Origin of the sequence: Actibacterium sp. 188UL27-1 (genome assembly GCF_016901225.1) — a bacterium.
Taxonomy (GTDB): domain Bacteria; phylum Pseudomonadota; class Alphaproteobacteria; order Rhodobacterales; family Rhodobacteraceae; genus 188UL27-1.
In genome coordinates this window covers 63,537-86,797 of sequence record NZ_JAFEUL010000007.1, presented here as the reverse complement: position 1 = coordinate 86,797, position 23,261 = coordinate 63,537, and the positions used below count along the sequence as shown (strand labels likewise).

At 61.2% G+C, this 23,261-nt stretch carries 18 protein-coding genes; 5 read left to right on the top strand and 13 right to left on the bottom strand.

What is annotated here, in order from left to right:
• Positions 1-23: 23 nt before the first annotated feature.
• Positions 24-1,910 carry an acyl-CoA synthetase gene (locus IU397_RS11220; RefSeq protein ID WP_204413550.1) on the bottom strand — a complete coding sequence of 629 codons (1,887 nt, stop codon included), beginning with the start codon at positions 1,908-1,910 and terminating at the stop codon, positions 24-26.
• 92 nt (positions 1,911-2,002) lie between these two features.
• Positions 2,003-3,796 carry an ABC transporter transmembrane domain-containing protein gene (locus IU397_RS11215; RefSeq protein WP_204413548.1) on the bottom strand — a complete coding sequence of 598 codons (1,794 nt, stop codon included), beginning with the start codon at positions 3,794-3,796 and terminating at the stop codon, positions 2,003-2,005.
• A 543-nt stretch (positions 3,797-4,339) separates the two neighbouring features.
• Here IU397_RS11215 and IU397_RS11210 point away from each other — a divergent pair.
• A complete protein-coding gene (locus IU397_RS11210; protein ID WP_204413545.1) occupies positions 4,340-4,660 on the top strand; it encodes an H-NS histone family protein in 321 nt (106 codons plus the stop codon).
• A 195-nt stretch (positions 4,661-4,855) separates the two neighbouring features.
• Here the strand turns inward: IU397_RS11210 and IU397_RS11205 are convergent, their stop codons facing one another.
• Positions 4,856-5,311, bottom strand: a complete 456-nt coding sequence (locus IU397_RS11205) for an MmcB family DNA repair protein (protein ID WP_370541660.1) — start codon at positions 5,309-5,311, stop codon at positions 4,856-4,858.
• 125 nt (positions 5,312-5,436) lie between these two features.
• Here IU397_RS11205 and IU397_RS11200 point away from each other — a divergent pair, with 125 nt between their 5' ends.
• Positions 5,437-6,291, top strand: coding sequence for an aminoglycoside phosphotransferase family protein (locus tag IU397_RS11200; RefSeq protein ID WP_204413544.1), 855 nt, complete (start codon positions 5,437-5,439; stop codon positions 6,289-6,291).
• Positions 6,292-6,474: 183 nt separating this feature from the next.
• On the opposite strand, the gene IU397_RS23855 is transcribed toward IU397_RS11200, so the two are convergent.
• Together IU397_RS23855 and IU397_RS11190 are read right to left on the bottom strand one after the other, a co-directional pair.
• Positions 6,475-7,746 carry a VWA-like domain-containing protein gene (locus IU397_RS23855; protein ID WP_204413542.1) on the bottom strand — a complete coding sequence of 424 codons (1,272 nt, stop codon included), beginning with the start codon at positions 7,744-7,746 and terminating at the stop codon, positions 6,475-6,477.
• Position 7,747: 1 nt separating this feature from the next.
• Positions 7,748-8,860 (bottom strand): AAA family ATPase, encoded by a 1,113-nt coding sequence (locus IU397_RS11190; protein WP_204413541.1) that lies wholly within the window; start codon positions 8,858-8,860, stop codon positions 7,748-7,750.
• A gap of 352 nt (positions 8,861-9,212) precedes the next feature.
• Here IU397_RS11190 and IU397_RS11185 point away from each other — a divergent pair, with 352 nt between their 5' ends.
• Together IU397_RS11185 and IU397_RS11180 are read left to right on the top strand one after the other, a co-directional pair.
• Positions 9,213-11,444 (top strand): ATP-binding cassette domain-containing protein, encoded by a 2,232-nt coding sequence (locus IU397_RS11185; protein ID WP_204413540.1) that lies wholly within the window; start codon positions 9,213-9,215, stop codon positions 11,442-11,444.
• The gene (locus IU397_RS11180; RefSeq protein ID WP_204413539.1) at positions 11,441-12,769 is read left to right on the top strand and encodes an HlyD family secretion protein; all 1,329 of its coding nucleotides are present in this window, start codon (positions 11,441-11,443) and stop codon (positions 12,767-12,769) included. The genes IU397_RS11185 and IU397_RS11180 overlap by 4 nt, the downstream gene beginning before the upstream one ends.
• Positions 12,770-12,815: 46 nt before the next feature.
• On the opposite strand, the gene IU397_RS11175 is transcribed toward IU397_RS11180, so the two are convergent.
• The gene (locus tag IU397_RS11175) at positions 12,816-14,168 is read right to left on the bottom strand and encodes a cytochrome P450 (protein WP_204413538.1); all 1,353 of its coding nucleotides are present in this window, start codon (positions 14,166-14,168) and stop codon (positions 12,816-12,818) included.
• Between the two features lie 80 nt (positions 14,169-14,248).
• Complete coding sequence (gene trxB / locus IU397_RS11170; protein ID WP_204413537.1) at positions 14,249-15,223, bottom strand: thioredoxin-disulfide reductase; 975 nt, start codon at positions 15,221-15,223, stop codon at positions 14,249-14,251.
• Positions 15,224-15,409: 186 nt separating this feature from the next.
• Between trxB and IU397_RS11165 the strand changes: the two genes are divergently transcribed.
• Positions 15,410-15,910: an Lrp/AsnC family transcriptional regulator gene (locus IU397_RS11165; RefSeq protein WP_204413536.1), complete on the top strand. Its 501-nt coding sequence runs from the start codon at positions 15,410-15,412 to the stop codon at positions 15,908-15,910.
• A 116-nt stretch (positions 15,911-16,026) separates the two neighbouring features.
• On the opposite strand, the gene IU397_RS11160 is transcribed toward IU397_RS11165, so the two are convergent.
• The 6 genes from IU397_RS11160 to IU397_RS11135 form a co-directional block, all read right to left on the bottom strand.
• Positions 16,027-17,493 carry a PDC sensor domain-containing protein gene (locus IU397_RS11160; protein WP_204413535.1) on the bottom strand — a complete coding sequence of 489 codons (1,467 nt, stop codon included), beginning with the start codon at positions 17,491-17,493 and terminating at the stop codon, positions 16,027-16,029.
• Positions 17,494-17,780: 287 nt separating this feature from the next.
• Positions 17,781-18,548, bottom strand: coding sequence for a TIGR02186 family protein (locus tag IU397_RS11155; protein ID WP_204413533.1), 768 nt, complete (start codon positions 18,546-18,548; stop codon positions 17,781-17,783).
• A 1-nt stretch (position 18,549) separates the two neighbouring features.
• Positions 18,550-19,473, bottom strand: a complete 924-nt coding sequence (locus IU397_RS11150) for a sulfite exporter TauE/SafE family protein (RefSeq protein ID WP_204413532.1) — start codon at positions 19,471-19,473, stop codon at positions 18,550-18,552.
• 124 nt (positions 19,474-19,597) lie between these two features.
• A complete protein-coding gene (locus tag IU397_RS11145) occupies positions 19,598-20,563 on the bottom strand; it encodes an ABC transporter permease (protein ID WP_204413531.1) in 966 nt (321 codons plus the stop codon).
• Between the two features lies 1 nt (position 20,564).
• Positions 20,565-21,653, bottom strand: a complete 1,089-nt coding sequence (locus tag IU397_RS11140) for an ABC transporter permease (protein WP_204413530.1) — start codon at positions 21,651-21,653, stop codon at positions 20,565-20,567.
• Between the two features lie 31 nt (positions 21,654-21,684).
• On the bottom strand, positions 21,685-23,217 hold the full coding sequence (locus IU397_RS11135) for an ABC transporter ATP-binding protein (RefSeq protein ID WP_204413529.1): 1,533 nt from the start codon (positions 23,215-23,217) through the stop codon (positions 21,685-21,687).
• Between the last annotated feature and the right edge of the window lie 44 nt (positions 23,218-23,261).

The window sequence follows — 23,261 nt, the reverse complement described above, 5'->3', positions numbered from 1 at the left end:
ACTGCGCCATAGCTCAACCCGTCTTAATGCTCTGCCCATTCCCACTGACCGGTGAAATTGCCCAACAGATGGGCAATCGCCTCATTGTCGATGGTGCCGGTCTTTTTCAGGCGCGCGACCAGGCCGCGTTTCTTGTCTTCAATAACTTCGGCCACTTCGGCCTCGATCCCGGCATCGTGCAGGGTGGCATTGTAGATCCGCTCGATAGCCAGCTTGCGCAAGGCGGGTTTAAAAACCTTGCCCACCGCGGTTTTGGGCAGTTCCGGAATGACCTCGATATGTTTTGGGATCGCTGCGCGTTCGTGGATGTGATCCTTGGCATGGGCCATCAGGGTATCAACCGTGGTGCTGGCGCCTTCGACCAGTTCAACATAGGCGCAAGGCAGTTCACCCGCATGGGCATCAGGTTGACCAATTGCACCGGCAAAGGCCACATCGGGATGACCGGCCAGCGCTTCCTCGATCTCGGCAGGGTCAATATTATGGCCGCCCCTGATGATCAGATCCTTGGCACGCCCCGTGATCCAGAGATAGCCATCGGTATCCACACGCCCCAGATCACCGGTGCGCAAATAGACATCGTGGTGGAACAGATCGTGGTTTTTATCGACCTCGGTATAGGTGGATCCGGCAAACACGCCGGGGCTGTCGATGCAGATCTCACCCACCGTATCGGTCGGGCATTCGACCACACCGTCGGCGCTGTGATTCAGGATCTTCACATCCGAATAGGGCATGGGGATCCCGATTGACCCGATCTTCTTGGCGCCATCCACCGGGTTGAACGAGACAATGCAGGTCGCCTCCGTCAGGCCATACCCTTCGACAATCTCCACGCCGGTCGTCTTCTCGAACCGCTTGAACAATTCCACCGGCAGCGGTGACGACCCCGAAAACGCCTGTCTCAATGACGAGATATCGGCATCCACGGGCCGCTGCATCAGCGCCGACAGTGCGGTGGGAACAGTGATCATAAAGGTCACCTGCCAGCGCTCGATCAGCTTCCAGAAATTGTCGAACACGCCGTCGCCGCGATACCCGGCCGGTGTCGGGAAAACCACATGGGATCCCGCCGTGATCATCGACATCAGGATCGGGTGACAGGCCATGACATGGAAGAGCGGCAAGGGGCAGATGATAACATCTTCGGGCTGATACAGCAGCGTATCGCCACACCAACCGTTATAGATCAGGCCGGAATATTTGTGCTGTGCGACCTTGGGCATTCCCGTGGTGCCACCGGTATGGAAATAGGCGGCCACGCGATCTTCGGCGGTATCTTCAAAATCCAACGTCGTGTTCTGGCGGGCCAATTCCTTGTTGAAATCCAATACCTTGGCTTGATGTGGCGTCGTCCCCTTTGGCCGCAAGAGCGGGACGATCAGGCGCTTGATCCCCGTGAGATAGCGCAGCAGATCAACTTCCAGCACATGGGTGACATTCGGCGCCATGGCGACGGCTGCGGCGGCTTTCTCTGCGACATCGGTCTTGGGAAATGCTTTCAGCGTGACCAGAACCTTGGCCCCGGTCTCCCGCAGGATGGCGGCGATCTGTTCGGGATCCAGAAGCGGATTGATCGGGTTGGCAATGCCAGCCACCGCACCGCCCAGCAAGGTCAGGACCGTCTCATTCGCATTGGGCAGCAAATACGCCACCACATCATTTTCGCCGATGCCAAGCCCCCGAAACATGTTCGCGGCCTGTGTGGTCTTTGTGTGGATGTCGGCCCAGGTCATCGTCTCGGCCTTGTCTTTGGGGCCAGAGAGCAATTGGAAGGTCACACCATTTCGGTGGCCATGGGCCTCCTTCGTCTTGGTCAGCAGTTGGTAAAGGGTTGTCGGAACGTCCCGATCTTCCCATGCCATTTCATTCTCGACCGCATCGCGATCGGCCAGATTGGCAAAACCCATTGCCGTCCTCCCGTAATGTTGCCCTCACAGCGGAGCTTATTCGCAAAGTGGGTACAAACCAAAGCGGGTGCAAGTCGCCCGTTACGTCATGACTACTCCGCAGCGACACCTTCCGTAAATTGCAATCGTGCCAGGCGCGCGTAAAGCCCTCCCTCGGCCACCAACGCATCATGCGTACCGGTGGCCAAGACCCGGCCCTGATCCATGACGACGATCCGGTCGGCTTGTTTGACCGTCGCCAGTCTGTGCGCCACGATCAGCGTGGTGCGGTCGGCACTCAGGCTGGCGACGGCATCCTGTACCGCGCGCTCGCTTTCCGCATCCAGGGCAGAGGTCGCCTCGTCCAGCAATAGGATCGGGGCGTCGCGTAAAATGGCACGGGCGATGGCAATACGTTGCTTTTGCCCCCCCGACAGCATCACGCCCCGCTCGCCGACATAGCTGTCATATCCTTCGGGTAGTGCCGCGATGAAATCATGGGCCGCAGCGGCATGGGCCGCGGTCTCAACTTCCTGATCCGTGGCAGCGGGGCGGCCAAACCGAATGTTTTCCCGGGCGGTGTCGGCAAAGATCACGGGATCCTGGGGGACAAGCGCGATCGTCTGGCGAAAATCAGCGCGCGACATATGCGGCAAGGCAACGCCGTCGATGGTGATCTGTCCCTGATCCGGGTCGTAGAACCGTAGCAGCATTTGCAGGACTGTGGATTTGCCCGCCCCGGACGGGCCGACAAGCGCCACGGTCTCGCCTGCCCGGACCGACAGGGATATTTCGTCCAGCGCCTTGTCGGCGGGCCTGCTGGGATAGCGAAACCCCACATTGTCAAACACGATCTCTCCGCGCGACGGCGTGGCCAATGGCACCGGGTCCGGGGGGTCCTGCACGCTATCCACGGCACCCAGCAGATCCACCAACCGCTCGGTCGCGCCGGCGGCCCGTTGCAATTCGCCCCAGATCTCGGACAGGGCCGCGACAGACCCTGCGACGATGCCCGCATAGATGACGAACTGCACCAGTTCTCCGGCAGACATCAGGCCGGTGCGCACGTCCCGCGCGCCGATCCACAACACGCCCAGAATGCCGGTAAACACCACAAAGATGATGATGGCCGTCAGGGTGGCGCGTACAAGGATACGACCTTTGGCGGACTGGTAGGATTTCTCCGTCACATCGCCAAACTTTGCGCGGCTCGCGACTTCGTGCGTGTAGGCCTGCACCGTCTGGACCGATAGCAGCGCCTCAGATGCATTCCCGCTGGAGGCAGCGATCCAGTCCTGGTTCTCCCGGCTCAGCTTTCTCAGCCGACGCCCCAATGACAGGATCGGGACGATCACCACCGGCACTATGGCCAGCACCATCAGGGTCAGCTTGACCGAGGTGAAAAGCATCAAAACCAAACCGCCCGCGAACAGCAATATGTTGCGCAGGAACCACGAGATCGAAGAGCCGACAACAGACAGGATCAGGGTCGTATCCGTCGTGATCCGGCTCAAGACTTCACCGGTCATCAGTTTTTCGTAATAGGCGGGGCTCATCCCGATCATTCGGTCGAACACTGCTTTGCGAATGTCGGCCACCACGCGCTCGCCAAGCCGGGTCACCAGATAATAACGCAGCGCCGTGCCGAGGGCGAATACAACGGCGATCCCGATGGCAGCCACGAAATACCGGTTGAGCTGAGACAGATCCCCAGACCCGAACCCATCTACCACACGCCGCGCCGCCAGCGGCAGCACCAGGGAAACCGTGGCCGTCAGGATCAGTGCAATCGCGGCGAGGCCGACATAGCGTTTGTATGGCACGAAAAACGGGATCAACGCACGCAATGCGCCGATCTGCTTGGATCCCTCGCGGTCCTTTTCATCCTGGATCAGGGATTGCGCCATTTCGTTCCTCCCGCACTGCACGCCGCAGATAGCCGACGCGATGACGGGGGGCAATGAGCCCGCGACAAACAGCGTCAATACCTCGATTTAGCCTTGCCGCGCGGGACGGCCATCAGAATTGCAAAGCTGTCAGGTCGGACCGCTGATCGCCACATAATATCGTTTCAAAGGCGATTGCTGCATTGGCGAAATAAGCCGGGCGATCATTGGAATGACGAGCATATGTCGCGATTGATGGCTCCCCTGTTTTCAATCTGCCATCGATTGTGAATTCAGAGTGAAACCACCGATACTATTAAAGCAAAAAATTGCTTATTTCGCAGTCGTCCTACAGTTTTATTTAACATATTCGTCAAAAAATCGGACGACCTTATGGTGTCGCGTTGTGGACTGGTGTCAGCTCGATACCTTGATGCAGCCTTCTTGTTGGCAGGTTTGTTGTTTAGCACAGCTGTTTTATCGGCCCACTCTTGCTCAACACTCACGAGAAGGTTAACAAATGGTTAACGCAGTTGGGGCGTTATGTGAAGGAAACGGAAAACAGTGACAGACATTAACTTAGAAGAGATGTCTCTTGATGAGCTTAAAGAGCTTCGGAAAGAGGTCGTAACCGCAATCGACGGTTATGAAATTCGCAAGCGAAATGAAGCGCTTGCTGCAGTTGAAGCGACGGCCCGCTCTATGGGTTACTCGATCACCCAACTCTTGGGAGAGGCTGCGGGTGGTAAGCAGATCAGCGTGCCGAAATATCGCCATCCAAGTGATGAAACGCTGACCTGGAGCGGTCGTGGACGGCAACCTGCATGGTTGAAACAGGCGCTTGAGGAGGGTCACGTGCTGGATGACCTTCTGATACAGGCCTGATTCTGTATAAATTTGGATATCGGCCACCGAACAAACTGTTGCCGATATCCATCAATTTTATTTCTGAAAACCGTATCGACCTTATGATTATTGCTACATGATCTTTTCAATTAGACGGCCCGGTCGAATATCCGTGATACGTCCCGGGATTGTCTAGCTAACACCTTCTCGGCACTTGCCCACCAGCGCTAGGGCTTAAACCCAACCGCTGTCCGGATCCCGCATGGCCTGCAGTCGCCGCGCGGAATGGCGCGCGAATTTTTGCACCACGGCACGGCGACGTGCGGATGCCAATTTGGTTTCGGGGCCCAGGCGCATCACCTCCGCATCATAGCCATCCGCCAGGATTAACCCCGTTTCATCCGGCAATATCTCAGTCGGAAAATCGGCATCCACGGCCCAAAAGAACCGGTCGCACCACGGCAGATAGCTTTCCCACTTATGATCGCTGGTGAAATCCGCGCGGGAGGATTTGCATTCCACAACCCAGATCTCTGACTTCGGCCCCAGTGCGATCACATCGACGCGCAATCCCCGGGCCGGGACAAATTCCTCAACACTGACGAAATCCAAACCCAACAGGTGACGGCTCACGCCGCGTGCCAGCAATTGCCCGGGCCGCAGCGCGTCGGACTGGACAGGAAAAGGCAAAAGGCGATCCTCATGCATGGTCAAATGTGAACATAGAGTGAACAAAAGATCAAGTCGCACGGCTTTTTCCAAAATCAACCGCCCCAGTTTTGCTGCTCTGCCCAGTTTTCGATAGGACGCAAGCCATGGATCGATTGACCCAACTGTCTCGCGATTGGCATCTCACTCCGGTTTCCCAAATCGCGTCCTCCCCTGCGGCATCCGTTCACAAGGTGCTGCAAAAGGATGGTCGATACGCCGCGCTCAAGATCTTTACACCGGCCGGACAGCGCTCGGAAGGGCGCGGGGCGGATCTGCTCAAAGCGTGGGATGGCAACGGGGCTGTCCTGTTGTTGCGCAGCACACCAGATGCCCAACTCCTCGATTGGCTGCCGGGGCCAACCCTTGGTGATCTGGCGCGGGGCGGTCAGGATGAAACCGCGACCACGATCCTTGCCCAATCGGCTCAAAAGCTCTGGTCGAAGGGGCCTGCGCAATCGCTTGATATGCCGCCGATTGACCACTGGTTCGCAGCTCTTTTCGCCTTGGATCTGACACCGCTCCCCAAGGATCACCGGCACGCCATGGAACAGGCCAGCATAGCCGCCCGTGATCTTCTCGCGCAATCAACACCGCGGATCGTTCTGCATGGTGACCTGCACCACGACAACATTCTGCAAACGCCCAACGGTTGGACGGTCATCGACCCGCACGGCGTCAGCGCACCGGCTGAGGCAGAGTTTTCAAATGCGTTCCGCAATCCAGTCAATGCCGCCAAATGGGTCACTGATCCCGCGCGCCCTTGGCGCATGGCACGGGGCCTTCAGGCTGTCACTGCCTTGGATCCGTTGACCCTGCTGACGTGGGCCGCCGCGCGAACCGCGCTTTCGATGGCATGGCAGATGCAAGACGGCGCCGTTGATCAGGTGGATATCGCCCTGCTGTCGCGGCTTTTGAAACCGATCTCCCCCTTGCCGAGCGGGCCCATAGCCCCTAGGTAGCGCGGTGGCGGATCTGTCCTTCTCGTAATTGGGGTCAAATTCCGGTGGCCTTAAGCAATTCCGAGGGAGCTGGCTCTGTGCGGATCCTGGTCCGTTTACCTGGCACCCACCTGTATATACAGGTCCTCGGGAATGAAACACCCCAACGGCTGCGTACGGTCCCCGCCACCTCGTGGCCTGGCTCTAACGGGCCAGGCTCACGACCCGTCCAAACGGGCAGGGCGGCACTGGATCTTGGGGCACGGCCCACAGGACGGGCATGGTCCTCGGTTTGGGCCCGCTTGGGCCGTCCAGATCTGTCAGGACGACTGCGATCGACGCCTCCAGCTGCGCCGCGGTTTCAATCACATCGATGAATGACGTACCGCCGCCGCGCGCGATGTCCGTGGGCATCAAATCCACGGTCCAGACCGCGCCGGGCAAGACCCGGATCCGGTCCAGCACGACGTCATCAAACGGCAGGATGTGGGTTTCGGCCCGGTAGCGCGCGGTGATGTTGCGGATCTCGGCGGCAAATCGGGCCAACAGGGCATCATCGACCGAGCTTGACATATCGATCCCCACAGCCACGCGTGGCGCATCCCGGGTGGCGCGGGTGCCGGGCTCATAGATAGGTTGCGGCCCACCCTCCAGACGGTGGGCCGCATCCATGGCCAGCCAGCGCCGTGACGGGCGTTGCGTCGTCCGGTCAGGCTCCGGCAACAACGCGCGCGCAATGGTCTGGCGCAGGATCTGCTCCCACGGGGTCCGCGGCACCGGCAAATCGGCAATCCGGTGTCCCAGCACGCCGATCCCGCGCCCGGCCTGGCGCCCGGCTTCCAACGCGCGGGCCAGATGGTTGCGCCACTCCGCGGGGTCGGTGTCTTCCGACGGGACACCACCCGGGGTCTCGGCCTCCAAATCTTCCACAAATGCGGCTTCGGCGGCATAATCCCGCGCCGATGTGGCTGTACCCGCGCCGTCGCCTTGGCCGGTCGCTCCCCCGACCAGGGCCAGATACAGCGCCTCGACATCATATTTCGCAACGGCTTCTTCGGCAGAAACGGTTTTCCCAAGCGCCTGAGTCAAAAGTGGGCTCAGTTCCACGCTGGGCCGTGGCAAGGCATATCCCGCCTGGTGCAAGGTGGTGTTGATCAGCGCATCGGCTCCGATATTGAACAGATCCTGCTGAAAAGCCTGCCCTAACCGTGCCCGCAATTGCGCGGCCCGACCGCTATGTTGCAGCGCAATATGCAACAGATGGTGCCCGGCCACCGACATCTGCTCTGCCAGCGTCAGATCATCGAAACCGGCGCCATAGTAAACGCTGCGGCCGTCGCTCCAGGCCGCGGCTCCGCCCTGTGCCGCGCTGTCCCGGTGCCGCACCCAGAGTGAAAGTGCAGCAAAGGCCGGATCGGTCTCAGCCAGTTTCAACAGGACGCGCGCGGCCCGGCGTGACCGGTGACGCGCCTCCACCCTAGGTCAGCCCCATGGCGTCGCGTTCCGCCTGGTAGGCTTGGTAATCGGGCGAGGCCAGGAAATCCGGCCCCAACCCGTCGGCCAGACCCTTGCGGATCAATGCCTCAAACCCGTAGGTGCACAACTCCCCAAGGGGCAGCCCTGCCAGATCGGGGCGCCGTTGCGCCAGTGTGCGTACCGTGGCCATCACCTGCACAACATCCAGCACCGTCTCACGCCGCAACGCCCCGATCAGCCCGTAGATCAACGCGGTCAAACCATGGAGCGTGCCGGGATACATCGCGATCCGGTCCGCAGGCGCGGCCTCCAGCATATCCGCCACCCGCACCGTCGCGGCAATGTCATCGGCGACGATGGCAAATTCCGCTGCGACCGCATCCCCGACCGTCCCCGACACCATGATGTTGCGTAACGTCCGGTCTTCAACCGCGCGCAGGATATGGCTGACCCGCTCCCAGGACCGGGGGGTGCAGGCGATCATATGTCCGTCCGACAGCGTCGCATCCGTCGTATCCAGCAAATCGGGCCGCACCTTGATAAAGCTTTGGACGGCGGGATCCAAACCGTGCGGGATCGCGAAATTCTCCAGCCAATCCGCCGCCTGGGCCTGAACCGCGATATGGATCACCCGGTCCGACAGCCCCGTCCCCATGTCATAGGCGATTGCGCCATCTTCAACCTGATTGCCCGCCGCCACCAGAAACACGCTGTCGGGCAAATGGTGGTTGCCCACCCGCCGCTCTTGCAACAGGCCGTAAACCGTGGGCTGGATCTGGGGCGCGGCCGCGGTCAACTCATCCAGAAACAGCACGGCGGGCTGGTCAGGGTCGCGCGGCAGATCCTCGGGCCGGTACCATTTCGTGGTCTGCGCCTCGTGATCGTAATAGGGCAGACCGCGCAGGTCCTGCGGCTCGATCGTGGTCAGGCGCACGTCGTAAAGCGTGGCACCGATCTCGCGGGCCAGCGCCTCGACGATCTGGGTCTTCCCGACGCCCGGCTTGCCGTGGAGCATATAGGCCGTCCGCAGGGTTCCGGCTTGTTGTGCCCGCCACCCTGCCTGCAAAACGCCCAAGGCCTGCCCGGCAGCCACGCGCCCCGTATTGACGGCCATGTTTCCTCCGCAACTTCCGTCGTGATTGTCGCCAACATGGCGCGTATCGGCGGAAAGTCGAGCATTTGCGACATCCTTGCAACAGCTTGCATCCTCTAGCTGTGCCGCTGATCCCACATCTCGCCGCAAAATCTGGGGTAGGGGGCGACAACTTGCCCAATCTGCCGCACCCTCAGGTCACAAAGACGCGTACGCCCCAGGGCGAAAAACACAAGCGTCAACAGGCACGTGCCGGTCCTTGGACCGGTCCACCGCCCCAAGCGGCACAAGACCGCGCCGGGCACCGAGCAGTGAGGTACGCCATGGCGGCGTCGACAGATCAGTTCCGCTGGCCCCCCAACGGGTGTAGCCAATGACCCAAGTATCAGAACACATGCAGCCCCCACCGCGCGGTGTGAGGGGGCTTGTCACCCAAACCCCAACGGGCCCCCATGTCCCCCAACCTCCCCAGGCTGCGGCGGAAGAGGTGTCCGCTGATGGGATCCCACTCTCTCTGATACCAGCGCAAGACGACGCTATTCTGGCCCGGGCCAAGGCGCGTGCCCGGCTGGCCGCCCACTATGCGCGGCTCCAGGGCCATGCGGTCCTGCCCCATCAAATCGTCGCGGTCTTGGCAAACTATGGCGCGACAGAGGTCCTGCCCCCGCCCAATGTCGTCGCCACCGCGCTGTCCGATCTTGGTGTCCGGGCCGATGTCACCTCCGTTGGGGCCTTCACCGCCGATCAATGGCCCGCCTTGGCAGAGATGACGGGCGGCCAGCTCATCCTCGTGCTGGGGCAGGGCGAGACCACGCTGTCGGTCTATGATCCGACGCGGCCAGGTGCGCCACAGGATATCGCGCTTGCCGAATTTGCGCCGTTCTTTACCGGCACCCTGATCCGCATCGCCCAACGCCGCACCGCCTCAACCCGGTGGGAAGGGGTCAAACAGCACTTGCGTGACCATTGGCTTTGGACGGCGGTGCCGCAACTGCACCATCCCGTGCGCATGGTCGCGCTGGCCGCGGCTGCGGTCAATGCACTGGCTTTCTGCCTGGCCCTTGGCGCGCTTGCCATCTATGGCAACGGCCTGCCTGCCGGGACGTGGCATGGCGGGGTGGTCCTGGGGCTGGCGGTTTGCTTTGTACTGGCCTGCGATGTCTTCTTCGGACTCTATGTCCGGCGCCTTGTGCGACGGTCCCGCGCGGCCCTGACCCAGGGCGCCCGCCGCGCCGCCTTGGAAGCGGCCGCACCTTTGCGCGCCGATCTTCGCCCGGCAACACCCCAGGCGCTGGACGGGCAGATCCGAAACGCGGCCCTGCTGACCCGCATGTTCCGCCCGGGCCGGGTGGCCTTGCTGGCGGATCTGCCGGGCGCGCTCCTCGCCCTCGCGCTGGTTTTTGCCATTGTCGGCAATGCGGGCTGGCTCGTGGTGTTGATGGGCCTCTTCACGGTCGGATCCACGGTCGCCTTTGCGACCTGGCGGCGCCATCAGTTCCCGACAGCCCACCCCAATCTCACCGGTGGCGCGGCCAAGGCGGCCTTGCAGGCGCTCACACAGCTTCCCTCCCCGAATGCCATGGCCCGGTTCCGCGACGCATGGGAAAGCCTGACCAGCCCCAAACCCAATCAAAACGAGGCTCGCGTGATCCATCTGCTGGGGCATTGGCCCAAGATCGCGCTGACCGTATCGCTGATCTCGGTCACGGCGCTTTACGGATATCTCGGCCTGGGCGGTCAGCTTACGCTGGGTGCCATCGTCGCTGCAGGCATCCTCAGCGGCCGCGCCTTGGCCCCGCTGACGGACCTGCCCGACCTAATCCGCGACTGGCCCGCCTTTCGCGACGCAATGGGCGGGTCAGCCCGGCCCGCCGCCCCGATCAAGGTGCAAGGGCTGGTCGAGCTTCACCATATTGCCCACCGCACCGGTCTGACGGTCAAGAACCTGACTGTCCAGCCGGGGGAGCGGTTGGCCCTGCTGGATGATGGCGGTCCCGCCACCGAAAGCCTGTTTGGTATCCTTGCCGGTCAGGTCGCAGCAGATGCTGGCCAGGTCTGGATCGATGGTGTGGCCCCGTCGCAGATCACACCGCTGGATCAGGCCCGCGACATCGGTTATCTGCCCCGGCAGACCCAGCTTTTTGATGGAACCTTGCGCGATAACCTCCGGGTCGGTGATCATTGCGATGCTGACCTGATGACGGCGCTTGATTTCGCCGGTCTCGGCACGGTCGTGCGGCAGCATCCACGGGGTCTCGACCTTGGCATCGGCGACGCGGCTCTCAACGGCTGCGCCGCGGCCATCGGCTGGGCCCGGCTGTGGCTGCAAAACCCGCCGCTCGTCTTTCTGGATCGCCCCCGCTCGCTGGCGGCCTCGTCTGCGGTGGCCACTGTCCGCGATGTCTGGTTGGCCCAGCGCACGGTTGTGATGCTGACCGACCGGATGCCTTTGCTGAACACAGCGACGCGTATTCTGGTTCTGCAGGGCGGTCAGGCGATGGTCGATGGCCCCGCCGATCAGGTGATCCGCTTTTTGAACACCCCGCCTGTCGCTCCGGCGACATCCGCACCCGCATCCCAGATGACCAAAGGAGCCGTGATATGAGCGACCGATTTGCCATCAACCGCATGTGGCATCCCGCCCATGGCCGCCTGGCTGCGTCACGCAGGTCCGCTGGGGCTTTGGACCTTCCTGAGAATGAGGTATCAGAACACCGCGATAACCCTGTGCCTGGTCCCGACGGGGTCACCGCGACAGCCCCCGTGACGGATATCGCATCGGTCTCTGCCTCTTCCCTGGCGGGGGCCGCGCCACCGGTGAGCGGTGGGCGGGATGGCTCCGTCCGGCGCTTTGCTCTGGGCGCACTAGTGGCCCTTCTGGGTCTCAGCGCGACCTCCCTGATCCCGGCCACGCCTGTGACGCAACAGCTGGGCGGCAAGATCATCTCCACCAGCCAACCCCAAGCGATCCAAAGTGGAACATCCGGCCTGCTTGACCGGTTCGAGGTGCAACCAGGCGATCACGTCACTGCCGGTCAGGTCATTGCGCGCCTGCACCGGTCCGGGATGTCGCCGGATCTCGATACCTTGATCACCTCCATCGCGGCGCTCGAAGTGCGGCATCTGCGCCTCAAGGCAGAGATCAGCGGCCTGCCTGATTTCATCGTGCCCGCGCCTTTACTGGCCCTCGCGCCCGACACGGTCCCGCAAGAGCGGCGCCTGCTGGCCGCCCGCCAGCTGGATCAGTCCAGCCGCCTCGATGGGGCCCGCCGCGCCATGGAAGAGGCGCGGCGCGAACGGGATCTGGCCGAGCGGCTGGTCGACAGTCAGCTGCTCTCGACACAGGATGTGGGTTCCGCCGATGGGGCATTTGTGACGGCCCGGCAACGGTATGATCGGATCATGGCGCAGATCGTCACCGAACGGGAAGGAGCATTGGACGCGGTGCTGACACAGCTCTCGACGCTCCGCCAGCAACTCGACGCGGCCCAGCGTCCGCCCGAACCCGGCGTGGTCAAAACGCCGATCCCCGGCGTGGTGCGGCGGGTTGCAGATCTGCATCCCGGTGCCCGGATCTCCCGTGGATCAACACTGGCCGAGATTGCGCCGCGGGCTGAAAACCTGTCTGTCGAACTGATCCTGGAGCGGGATCAACTGGCGCAGCTTCATCGCGGTCAAATTCTCACCGTCAGCGTGACGGGCGGCCGCGACGTGCCGGTTGGCAGCCTCACCGTGGAGGTCCCGCAAGGGCAGCCAGCCGAAACCGCTGCGGGTCAATACGTGCTGCACTTGCCGCTTGATGCGAAACAGATGCAGACCCTCCCAGACACGGCCCGCCTGCGCCCCGGCTTGCAGGCCTTTGTCGAGGTCAATCAACCCGACACAACCGTTCTGGACCGGGTCACAGGATGGGCCAAGCCGGATCGCTGACGCAACCGGCCCTGCTCTGGCGTAGAGGTCGCCGCAGCGTGTCCGGTCAGCCTGTTTTGGGAAGCAATTCTATCGGCAGCCCGTCTTTGGGTTTGGGGATCGGCAGATGAGCCCAGCCGGATGGCGTGTCCGCCGCCAGCCGCACCCGGTGGTGCCGCAACAACGCGACGGCAAAGGCCTTTATCTGCAGCGTCGCGAAATGCAGCCCGATGCATTTATGGGCGCCTGCACCGAATGGAGCCCAGGCCATTGGATGGGCCCGATCCTCGGCCCGGTCGGGCGTGAAGCGGTCCGGGTCAAACTGGTCAGGCTGGGCGAAAAACTCCGGTGACATCATCTCGATACCTGGACAAACCAGAACGCGTGTCCCCGCGGGGACACGAATGGGCGGTGTCCCCGCGGGGACAATCTCGCCAGGCCAACTGAAATCCCGCAAGGCGCGCCTTGGAATGAACGGGACCGGCGGGCGCAGGCGGATGGCCTCCCGAAAGACCCGGTCCGTCACCACCATCGTCCCCAGATTTTCGACCGTCAGCGGCTGACCGTCGAGATGTGTGACCTCGTCGATGACCCGCTGCTGCCAGTCGGGATGCTGGGCGAGAGCCGCCACCATGGAGGTCAGGCCGCTGGCCGTCGTGTCATGGGCCGCGACCAGCAGGAAATTGAAGTGATCGACAATCTCGTCGTCGGTCCACCCTTGGCCGTCCTCATCCCGTGCGCGACACATCTGCGAGAAGAAGTCGGATCCCCCGGAGGTGCGGCGCTGTGCGATCAGTTCAAGAAATTGCCGGGCAAGTTGGGCCCGGCTGCGTTGCCCGCGCCACATCTTGGTCAGTGGCAGCGGTGTGCGGATCAGGCCCATGGAGGCCGCAACCTCAGCGGTGAAGGCCCGGTTCAACCCGTCGCTGCGGGGATCATCGGGATCAAGACCCATCAAAACCTGGTTGCCCAATCGCAAGGTCAGTGCCTTGACCCGCGGATAGAACGCGAAAGGCGCGCCGCGGGGCCAGCCGGCCAGGGCAGCGCCAAAGGCCGCATCCATCCGGGCGGCGTAATCCTGCAAGGCGGCGACGCGGAAAGCCGATTGCATGATCCTCCGGTGACGGCGGTGATCCTCGAAATCGCGCAGGGCCAGGCCACCATCGAAGATCCCATGCAGGGTCTTCCATCCCTCCCGGCTGGAAAAGATCCGGTCGCGGTCATGCAACACCAGATCCATGGCCGCGAGACCGGGCAGGCAGACACGCCAATCGCCAAAGACCTTGAAGCGGTAGGGGCCATGGAACTGCGCCCGGTTGCGGTGGTGAAAGCCGTAGCTGTCCTTGAGGATCTGCAATGTATGACCCGTCACCGGGTTCATGGGCAGATGCGGGATATGGGACAGCGGATCATCAGCCATGGACGCCTCATTCTTGAGACGTGGCTTACCCCGGATGGACCCGACCCGCCTTGTGAAACCACAAGACGGGCGGCATCCCGCTATTCGGCGGCCGAGAGGGCGGTGCTTTCGGTTTCCTCCTGCTCGGCCAGGAATTTTTCGGCTTCCAAGGCAGCCATGCAGCCCATCCCGGCACTGGTCACGGCCTGGCGATAGATATGGTCGGTCAGATCACCGGCCGCAAAGACACCTGGGATAGATGTTGCGGTGCTGTCAGGTTTGGTCACAACATATCCGCCCATATGGGTCTCCAGCTGGTCCTTGACCAGTTCCGAAGCGGGGGCGTGCCCGATCGCCACAAAGAAGCCATCGCAGGGCACGGTGGTGGATTCACCGGTCGTGGCGTGGCGAGCCTGAACGCCAGTCACCCCAAGGGGATTTTCGTCACCCAGAACCGCATCGACAGAGTGATCCCACAGGATCGCGACCTTGGGGTTCTTGAACAGCCGGTCCTGCAGGATCTTTTCGGCGCGCAGACTGTCGCGGCGGTGGATCAAGGTCACCTTGCTGGCGAAGTTGGTGAGGAACAAGGCCTCTTCCACCGCGGTGTTGCCGCCGCCGATCACCACGACCTCTTTGTTGCGGTAGAAAAACCCATCGCAGGTCGCGCAGGCGCTGACACCGAAGCCCTTGAACTTTTCCTCGCTCGGCAGACCGAGCCATTTCGCCTGCGCCCCGGTTGCCAGGACGACGGCATCGGCGGTGTAGGTGGTGCCGCTATCGCCTAGGGCCGTGAAGGGGCGTTTGGACAGGTCGATGCTGTTGATGTGATCGCCGATGATCTCGGTCCCGACCTCTTTGGCATGGGCTTCCATCCGGACCATCAGGTCGGGGCCCTGGACCATGGCATCACCGGGCCAATTCTCAACTTCGGTGGTGATAGTGAGTTGTCCGCCAGGTTGGATGCCCTGGACAAGGATGGGGTTCAACATGGCACGGCTGGCATAGACGGCCGCTGTGTAACCAGCGGGCCCAGAACCAATGATCAGAACTTTGGTATGGCGGGTGGTGGACATGGGCGATAATCCTTGATCGGGTCGAGCCGATATAAGAGGTCGCCCGGGTCGTCGACAAGAGAAGAGCACGCAAATCGCCGCTACGTGATTTCCGATTATCTATGATTTCGAAATGTTGCGCAACTGAGAAACATTGTTGCGCTCCAGATAGGTATCTTGTATCTTTTGCGTATTGGGGAGACATGCATGCCACTATCTAAACTTGATCCAATCGACCGTATGATCCTGGCCGAATTGCAAGCAGATGGTCGCATGACCAATGTCGAACTTGCGCGGCGCGTGGGAATTTCGGCACCGCCTTGCCTGCGCCGGGTGCGGGTTCTGGAGGAGGCGGGATATATTCGCGGATACCATGCCGATGTCGATGCGCGGGCCCTGGGGTTCGAGGTGCAGGTCTTTGCCATGGTGAGCCTGCTGAGCCAGGCTGAATCGGATCTGAGTGCGTTTGAGCAGAAATGCCATGACTGGCCGCTGGTCCGCGAATGTCACATGTTGAATGGCGAGATCGATTTCATTTTGAAATGCGTGGCGCCGGACCTGTCGACGTTTCAGTCATTTCTGACCGGGGATCTGACGGCGGAGCCGAATGTGGCGGGGGTCAAGACATCCCTGGTGATCCGCGGCGCGAAAGACGAACAATCCGTCCCCTTCGAGGTTCTGGAGGAGCGGCTGGCCCAGACGGCCTGACCCGGCGTGGCCTGCGTGGCGCTGAGGAGATCGTGAGGCCCCCTCAGACCGTTATTTTATGGGCGCGACCGGCAGCGTTTGTGATGCTGCGTCTTGGTCGTCTTTCCCATGATGCTTTAGAACATCGACTGTACATTGATGCCGAACGCCATCACACCGATCCGATCGCCGCTGTCGGGATCATAGACGGGCAAGGCGACCTCTGCCTGGTAGACATGTCCGCCCTCTTCAAGGTGAACACCGCTGATATAGATGTTGTCGGCATTGGTGGTGGCGACGCTGTCCCAGCGCGGCTCCCCGACATGGACATAATGGGGGGTCGGTTCGCTTTCGGCGACGACGATGCCGTTCCGGTCGATCAACACAATCTCGGTGATCATATCCGCCGATTGGTTCTTTTTGCTTTTCAGCAGGTCAGAGGCCGGATTGGCAGTGACCTTGTCCAGCAGGGGCCCTGCCTGATCCGCAGTCTCAGACACCCATTGCGCTTGTAACAACTGGAGCGTGTCCATGTTGACGCCTTGGTTTTCCGAATTGTGGCTGCGCAGCGCATCCACGATCTGAGGCGTGGTCGTCCATTCCATCAGCACGGCTTCGGCATAGGCGGTGAGGGGGATATCGATCAGATCCGATGCACCCGGCGCCGTCAGAAGATATTCCACCACGATCGTATGCATCCGCTTGTCCAGCACCTCTGACAGAGTGCTGACCTGTTTCATTTCCTCTTCGGATAGGTGGTTTTTGTCTGTGATGGAGGCAAAGACCGGCTGCGCGATCTTCCATTCCTCCCATGCGCGGTCCAGTTGGTAGCGAATTTCGTCATTGGGGGGCGGGCGAATGCCTGCATCCGGGAAGCCATCGCGCAGGGCCACAAGGGATTTCTCGAACAGGCCGATGGTCAGGACAAAGTCCGCCTTGATCGCGTTATCCGCATGGCCGCCGGCAATTTCGCAGGCTTCGCGTTTGAGCTTTTGCGAAAAGATCTCCTGACGTTCTGCGATGTTGATGGCCAGCGCATCGGCAAGGACCAGATCGAATGGGTTGGCATATTCATTCAGAATGATTGAGGCGAGCTTTTCGGTATCCTTCAGCAATTGCTGATTGGTCTGAGCGATCAGTTTGGCATGTTCGGGTGCTGGATTATCATCCAGCATGGCCATCGCGGCCTTGTCCATCGGGCCCCACAGGGTGCGGATGTCGTTCAGCGCGATCTTGGCTTTGCGGTAGGTCTCGGGTGTGGGGATGCCGACCCGCTGATTGCCGAATTCCAAGGCGTCGAGCATCCGGATAAAATCATCATGGGCGTCGCGCAGCACTTCTTTTTCTTCGGCGACGTTGTATCCCAAATCGATGCTGCATGCGGCGGCTGCCAGTTTCTGACCAAGGATCGCCAGCTGTTCCGCGGCGTTGATCCGGGCGCGCCCGCCTTCTTCCAGGCCCTGGGCCATGGCTTGGCTCATCTTGCCACTGGACAATGTGGGGCCGACGAAGGTGAACCCCACAACCAAAGCAGAGCACAGCAGAGTCGCTTTGATCGACCGTGTTGCGAAAGGGCCCAGAATGCCCGCGTCTCTTTTCATCATAACATTTCCTCGAATGGACCGTGCCGATGGGCACGATCTGTTGGGGAATACTCGAACAATTTTTTACGGCGCTAGAAGTGCGTTACTCTGGGGCAGGTTGGCGTTTTGCCAATGGTTTTTTTGTGTCATGGCCCCGAAATGGCGACTTGAATGAGAAATTGAGAGCAATCAAACCAAAAAACCGATTGCGAAAAACGCGGTAATTTTTACTAAATCGATTGCAGAGCTTTAATAATGTATGCGTTGCGGACGGAATGCTGGCCATACGTGGTGGGATAGCTGATTCGCTAGTTCAGCACATATCGGAAGATCGCAGAGGCGCCCCAACCGGCAGCAATGGCGATGACCAGCGACAGGATGCCGTAAACGAGCGGCTGATCATGGGCGAGCCGATAGATGGCGCGTTCAAGCCCGACCTTCTGGACATCGATCCGCGTGGCGTATTCGGCGATCACCGCCCCCTCGCGGACCAGAAAGACCCGTGCGTCATAAGTGCCTTCAACCAGGTTGGCGGGCAGGGCAATTTCGGCATCAAAGAGGGTTTGATCCAGCATCCGTACGGAATCTTCCAAAACGGCGTAAAGGCCTTGGTCCTTGCGGATGCGGATCAAGGCTTCGGTGAAATTTCTGGCATCCTCCACGTTATCGGGGGCACCGACGGATCGGATGGCACGGGGGATGGAGATCTTGTGGCGCAGATCCTCAACCTCCGTCAGGATATCGTTCAAGGGGGCGGTGGTGACCAGCTTGTAAAAACTGGGGGCCTGGTCGACCTCAACGCTTTGGGTGTTCACCCAGATGCCCGCCACGCGATCTTTTTTGCGGACGGTCACCGGCATGCTGGGGCCGGATACCGTGATGATCACATCCAGGTTTTCGCCAATGGCCAGGGGTGTGCTGCGTTTGACCGCGCCAAAGACGCGGATTTCGGACCCGTCGAAATTGGCGGTGATATCGACGCGTTCCTGGCTGAGGCCGATGATGACATCACGGGACTGGGCGGCCAGTGGCAGGGCTGTCAGAACCAACAGGAGGGCGAAGGCGAGGCGGATCATGTCAGTGCCCCGCCGCGGCGCCGAGGGAGTAAAGCTCGGACGGTTGCACCAATAGATCGAAGGCCAGTTTGCCACAGACCGCCAGAACCATCAGGGCCAGGAGGATGCGGAGTTGTTCGGCCTTGAGCCGCACCCCGATCCGAGTACCGATCTGCGCACCAACGACGCCGCCGACCAGCAAGAGGACGGCCAGCATCATATCGACGGTAAAGTTCGTGGTGGCATGCAGAAGCGTGGTGAACGCAGTCACGAAGATGATCTGAAAGAGGGAGGTTCCCACGACCACCTTGGTTGGCATGCCAAGGATATAGATCATGGCGGGCACCATGATGAAGCCGCCGCCAACACCCATGATCGCGGCGAGGATGCCCACGAGCAGCCCCACGACGATGGGCGGAATGACCGAGATATAAAGGCCCGACGTCCGGAACCGCATCTTGAATGGCAAGGCCGTGATCCAGCCACGGCCTTTGCGGGCGCGCACCTTGGTCGGGGCGGGATTGCGGGCACGCCGGATCGCAGACAGGCTTTCGATGAACATCAGCCCACCGATGACCCCAAGGAAAATGACATAACAGAGTTTGACGAGCAGATCGACCTGGCCCATCCCCTTGAGGATGTTGAAGATCACAACGCCAAGCGCCGCCCCCGCCAGGCCGCCGATCAGCAGCACGCCCCCCATTCTAAGATCCACCGTCTTTCGCCTGAGATGTGCCAGCAAGCCGGAAAAGGACGAGGCGACGATCTGGTTAGCCTCTGTCGCGACGGCAACGGCTGGAGGGATGCCGATGAAAAACAACAGGGGCGTCATCAGGAACCCACCGCCGACCCCGAACATGCCAGACAGCACACCAACGATGCCACCGAGCCCGAGCAACAGGAAGGCGTTCACAGAGACCTCGGCGATGGGAAGGTAGATCTGCATGCGCTTCCTTAGACCCCCGGATACCATTGGGGCAATGGGCTTCCCGATTTGGCCTTATGGAAACCGTTTGGGTGGCTTTTCGGTCAGTTTCGTCTCAATTTCGCGGCTTTGGAGGTTTGCCCGATCATCGCTCTTTGACATAGGGTTCGCCCCCGGCGCGCGGCGGCACGGCGCGCCCCACGAACCCGGCCAGAATGACGACCGTCAGGATGTAAGGCAGGGTGTCCATCAGTTGCACCGGCACCGCGATGCCCGCGATATCAAGGTTTTGATAGCGCAGGGCCAGGGCCTGGAGCAGTCCAAAGAGCAGGCAGGCATAAAGCGCAAACCACGGGCGCCATTTGGCGAAGATCAGGGCGGCCAACGCGATGAAGCCCCGCCCCGCGGTCATATCCTTGACGAACCCGGCCTGCAGCCCCGTGGCCAGATAGGCGCCCGCCACCCCGCACAGCACCCCGCAGATCACCACAGCGGCAAAGCGCAGGCCGACCACGGAGATCCCTGCCGTATCGACGGCGGCGGGGTTTTCCCCCACGGCGCGCAGGCGCAGGCCGAAACGGGTACGAAAGAGGACATACCATGTGGCGGGGACGCAGATGATCGCGACATAGACGAGGATCGAGTGACCGGAGATCAGTTCCGAATAGATCGGGCCCAGGACGGGGATCCTGGAAAGGGTGTCTGCCAAGGGGAGCTTGATGGGTGAAAAGCGTCCGTCACCCAGCAATGACGGCGTGCGGCCGCCCTGTTGGAACCAGTGTTGTGCCACGAGGACGGTGAGGCCCGCCGCCAGAAAGTTGATGGCGACGCCCGAGATGAGTTGATTGCCGCGAAAGGTGATGGAGGCCAGACCATGCAGCAGCGATAACATGACGGAGGCGCCGATCCCGGCGGCCAGCCCGATCCAGGCTGAGCCGGAGATCGCAGCGAATGCGCCTGAGGCAAAGGCGGCGGCCAGCATCTTCCCCTCGAGCGCGATATCGAAGATGCCTGCCCGTTCCGAGAAGAGGCCGGCCAGGCAGGCCAGCAGCAACGGCGTGGCCAGTCGCAGGGTCGAATCGAGGATCTGTATCAGGGTCGGAAAGTCCATCTTATCCCCGCCGCATCGCCAGGAACATGCGTTCGATGGGCATGCGCACCATGTTATCCAGCGCTCCGGTAAAGAGGATCACCAACGCCTGCACAACGACGATCAGTTGCGCGGGGATCGACGTCCACAAGGACAGCTCGGCGCCCCCTTGGTAGAGAAAGCCAAAGAGAAGGGCGGCCAGCAGGACCCCAATGGGATGGCTGCGGCCCATCAGGGCCACGGCAATGCCGATGAACCCCGCCCCACCCGTGGAGTTGAGCACGAGGCGCTCTGCCTCCCCCATCACCGTGTTGATGGCCATAAGACCGGCAAGGCCACCGGAGATCAGCATCGCGATAACAGTGATCTTCAGCGGGCTGATCCCGGCATATTTGGCGGCAGTTTCGGAATGGCCAAAGGCGCGGATTTCATAGCCAAGCCGGGTGCGCCACATCAGCACCCACACCAGCACGCAGGCCAGCAAAGCAATCAGGAAGGTGACATTGACGGAATCGTCGCGCGCGGCCTGTATCCCCAGATCCGTCAGGATCGAATTGAGCGTGGGCAGGTCATAGGACGGGCTGAACTTGGCGCTGGCCGGATCGCCGCTGCCCGCCGGTTTCAGTGTGTAGCTGAGCATGTAGTTCAGCAGACCGGCCGCGATGAAGTTGAACATGATCGTCGTGATCACGATGTGGCTGCCGCGTTTGGCCTGGAGCCAGGCCGGGATCAGCGCCCAGAGCGCGCCAAAGGCGGCCCCGCCCAGCATCGCGGCAAAGAGGGCGACGGTCCAATGTGGCCAGGGCAGGAATAGCAGAACCAGTGCGACGCCAAGCCCGCCGAGGGAGGCCTGACCCTCGCCCCCGATATTGAACAGCCGCGCATGGAATGCGACGGAGACGGCGAGGCCCGTGAAGATGAAGTTGGTCGTATAATAGAGCGTGTAGCCCCAGCCCCGGATCGAGCCGACGGAGCCTTCGATCATCAGTTGCACGGCCTCTACCGGGTCTTCGCCAATCGCCAGGATCACCAGGGCCGAGATGGCCAGGGCCAGAAACAGGGAAATCAGCGGCACCAGGATGACATCCGCCCATTTCGGCATGACGGTCATGGCTTATGTCCTGTCCGCGGGTGGGGCCGGATCATGCCGCGTCCCCGGTCATGCCCGCCATGAGCATCCCCAATTCGCGTTCATCGGTGGTGCCTGCCATACGTTCACCCATGATACGGCCGTCGAACATCACGGCGATCCGGTCGGCGAGCCCCAGGATCTCTTCCAGCTCGACCGAGACGAGCAGGATCGCCTTGCCCGCATCTCGCAGGGCCACGATTTGCTGGTGGATGAATTCGATCGCGCCGATATCCACACCGCGGGTGGGCTGGCCGATCAAAAGCAGATCCGGGTTGCGCTCAATCTCGCGCGCGAGCACGATCTTTTGCTGGTTGCCGCCGGAAAAGTTCTTTGCCGCCTGCCAGCAATTGGCCGGGCGCACGTCGAAGCGTTCGATCTTACCCTCGGCATCCTGGCGCAAGGCGCGGTTGTTCATCAACAGCGCGGATCGTTGATATTCATCCTGGTGGTGGTAGCCGAATGCCACGTTTTCCCAGGCGTGAAAATCCATGATCAGGCCTTCGCGCTGGCGGTCTTCGGGGACATGGGCGATGCCGCGCGCCCGGCGGGATTGGCCATCTGATCTGGCACCGGTCAGGTCAATGGACTGACCGTTCATCACGATCTTGCCGTGCCCGTTCCGATAGCCGCCCAGCACTTCGAGCAATTCCGACTGCCCACTGCCAGCGACCCCGGCAATACCCAGGATCTCTCCGGCATGGATATCCAGATCGATGCCCCGCAGGCGTTCCACCCCCTTTTCATCGACCACGCGCAGGTCACGCACTTCGAGGATTTTGGCGCCAGGTGTGGCGGGTGTCTTTTCGACCCGCAGCAGGACCTTGCGGCCAACCATTAGCTCGGCCAGTTCGGTGGGGGAGGTGTCCGCTGTTTTTACCGTGGCCGTCATTTCGCCACGTCGCATCACGCTGACCGTGTCTGTGACATCCATGATCTCCCGCAGCTTGTGGGTGATGAGGATGATCGTCTTCCCCTCGGCTTTGAGGTTGCGCAAGATGCGGAACAGGTGATCAGCCTCGGCGGGGGTCAAGACACCAGTCGGTTCATCGAGGATCAGGATATCGGCCTGACGGTAGAGCGCTTTCAGGATCTCGACCCGCTGTTGCATGCCGACTCCGATGTTTTCGATCACCGCATCGGGATCGACATTCAGTTCATATTCCTCGGCAAGGCTTTTCAGCTCTTTGCGCGCCTTTGACAGGGAGGGGGCCAGCCAAGGACCATCCTCTGCCCCCAACACGATGTTTTCCAGAACGGTGAAATTTTCGACCAGTTTGAAATGCTGGAACACCATGCCGATCCCGGCGGCAATGGCGGCCTGACTGTCGGGGATCGCGGTCAGCTTGCCATCGATCAGGATGTCGCCCCGGTCGGCTTTATAAAAGCCATAGAGGATCGACATCAGCGTGGATTTGCCTGCGCCGTTCTCGCCGATGATCCCGTGAATGGTGCCTTTGGTGACCTGGATTGAGATATCCTTGTTGGCCTGTACCGGGCCAAACGCCTTGGATATTCCGCGCAATTCGATTGCCAGTTCCGTCATGCCACCCCTTACCCCCGATATGTCAAAGGTCGGACAGCCGCACG

Coding starts and splice junctions, on each gene's coding strand:
- IU397_RS11220 (WP_204413550.1), bottom strand. CDS start 1,910: ATGGGTTTTGCCAATCTGGCCGATCGCGATGCGGTCGAGAATGAAATG.
- IU397_RS11215 (WP_204413548.1), bottom strand. CDS start 3,796: ATGGCGCAATCCCTGATCCAGGATGAAAAGGACCGCGAGGGATCCAAG.
- IU397_RS11200 (WP_204413544.1), top strand. CDS start 5,437: ATGGATCGATTGACCCAACTGTCTCGCGATTGGCATCTCACTCCGGTT.
- IU397_RS11190 (WP_204413541.1), bottom strand. CDS start 8,860: ATGGCCGTCAATACGGGGCGCGTGGCTGCCGGGCAGGCCTTGGGCGTT.
- IU397_RS11185 (WP_204413540.1), top strand. CDS start 9,213: ATGACCCAAGTATCAGAACACATGCAGCCCCCACCGCGCGGTGTGAGG.
- IU397_RS11180 (WP_204413539.1), top strand. CDS start 11,441: ATGAGCGACCGATTTGCCATCAACCGCATGTGGCATCCCGCCCATGGC.
- IU397_RS11175 (WP_204413538.1), bottom strand. CDS start 14,168: ATGGCTGATGATCCGCTGTCCCATATCCCGCATCTGCCCATGAACCCG.
- trxB (WP_204413537.1), bottom strand. CDS start 15,223: ATGTCCACCACCCGCCATACCAAAGTTCTGATCATTGGTTCTGGGCCC.
- IU397_RS11165 (WP_204413536.1), top strand. CDS start 15,410: ATGCCACTATCTAAACTTGATCCAATCGACCGTATGATCCTGGCCGAA.
- IU397_RS11160 (WP_204413535.1), bottom strand. CDS start 17,493: ATGATGAAAAGAGACGCGGGCATTCTGGGCCCTTTCGCAACACGGTCG.
- IU397_RS11155 (WP_204413533.1), bottom strand. CDS start 18,548: ATGATCCGCCTCGCCTTCGCCCTCCTGTTGGTTCTGACAGCCCTGCCA.
- IU397_RS11150 (WP_204413532.1), bottom strand. CDS start 19,473: ATGCAGATCTACCTTCCCATCGCCGAGGTCTCTGTGAACGCCTTCCTG.
- IU397_RS11145 (WP_204413531.1), bottom strand. CDS start 20,563: ATGGACTTTCCGACCCTGATACAGATCCTCGATTCGACCCTGCGACTG.
- IU397_RS11140 (WP_204413530.1), bottom strand. CDS start 21,653: ATGACCGTCATGCCGAAATGGGCGGATGTCATCCTGGTGCCGCTGATT.
- IU397_RS11135 (WP_204413529.1), bottom strand. CDS start 23,217: ATGACGGAACTGGCAATCGAATTGCGCGGAATATCCAAGGCGTTTGGC.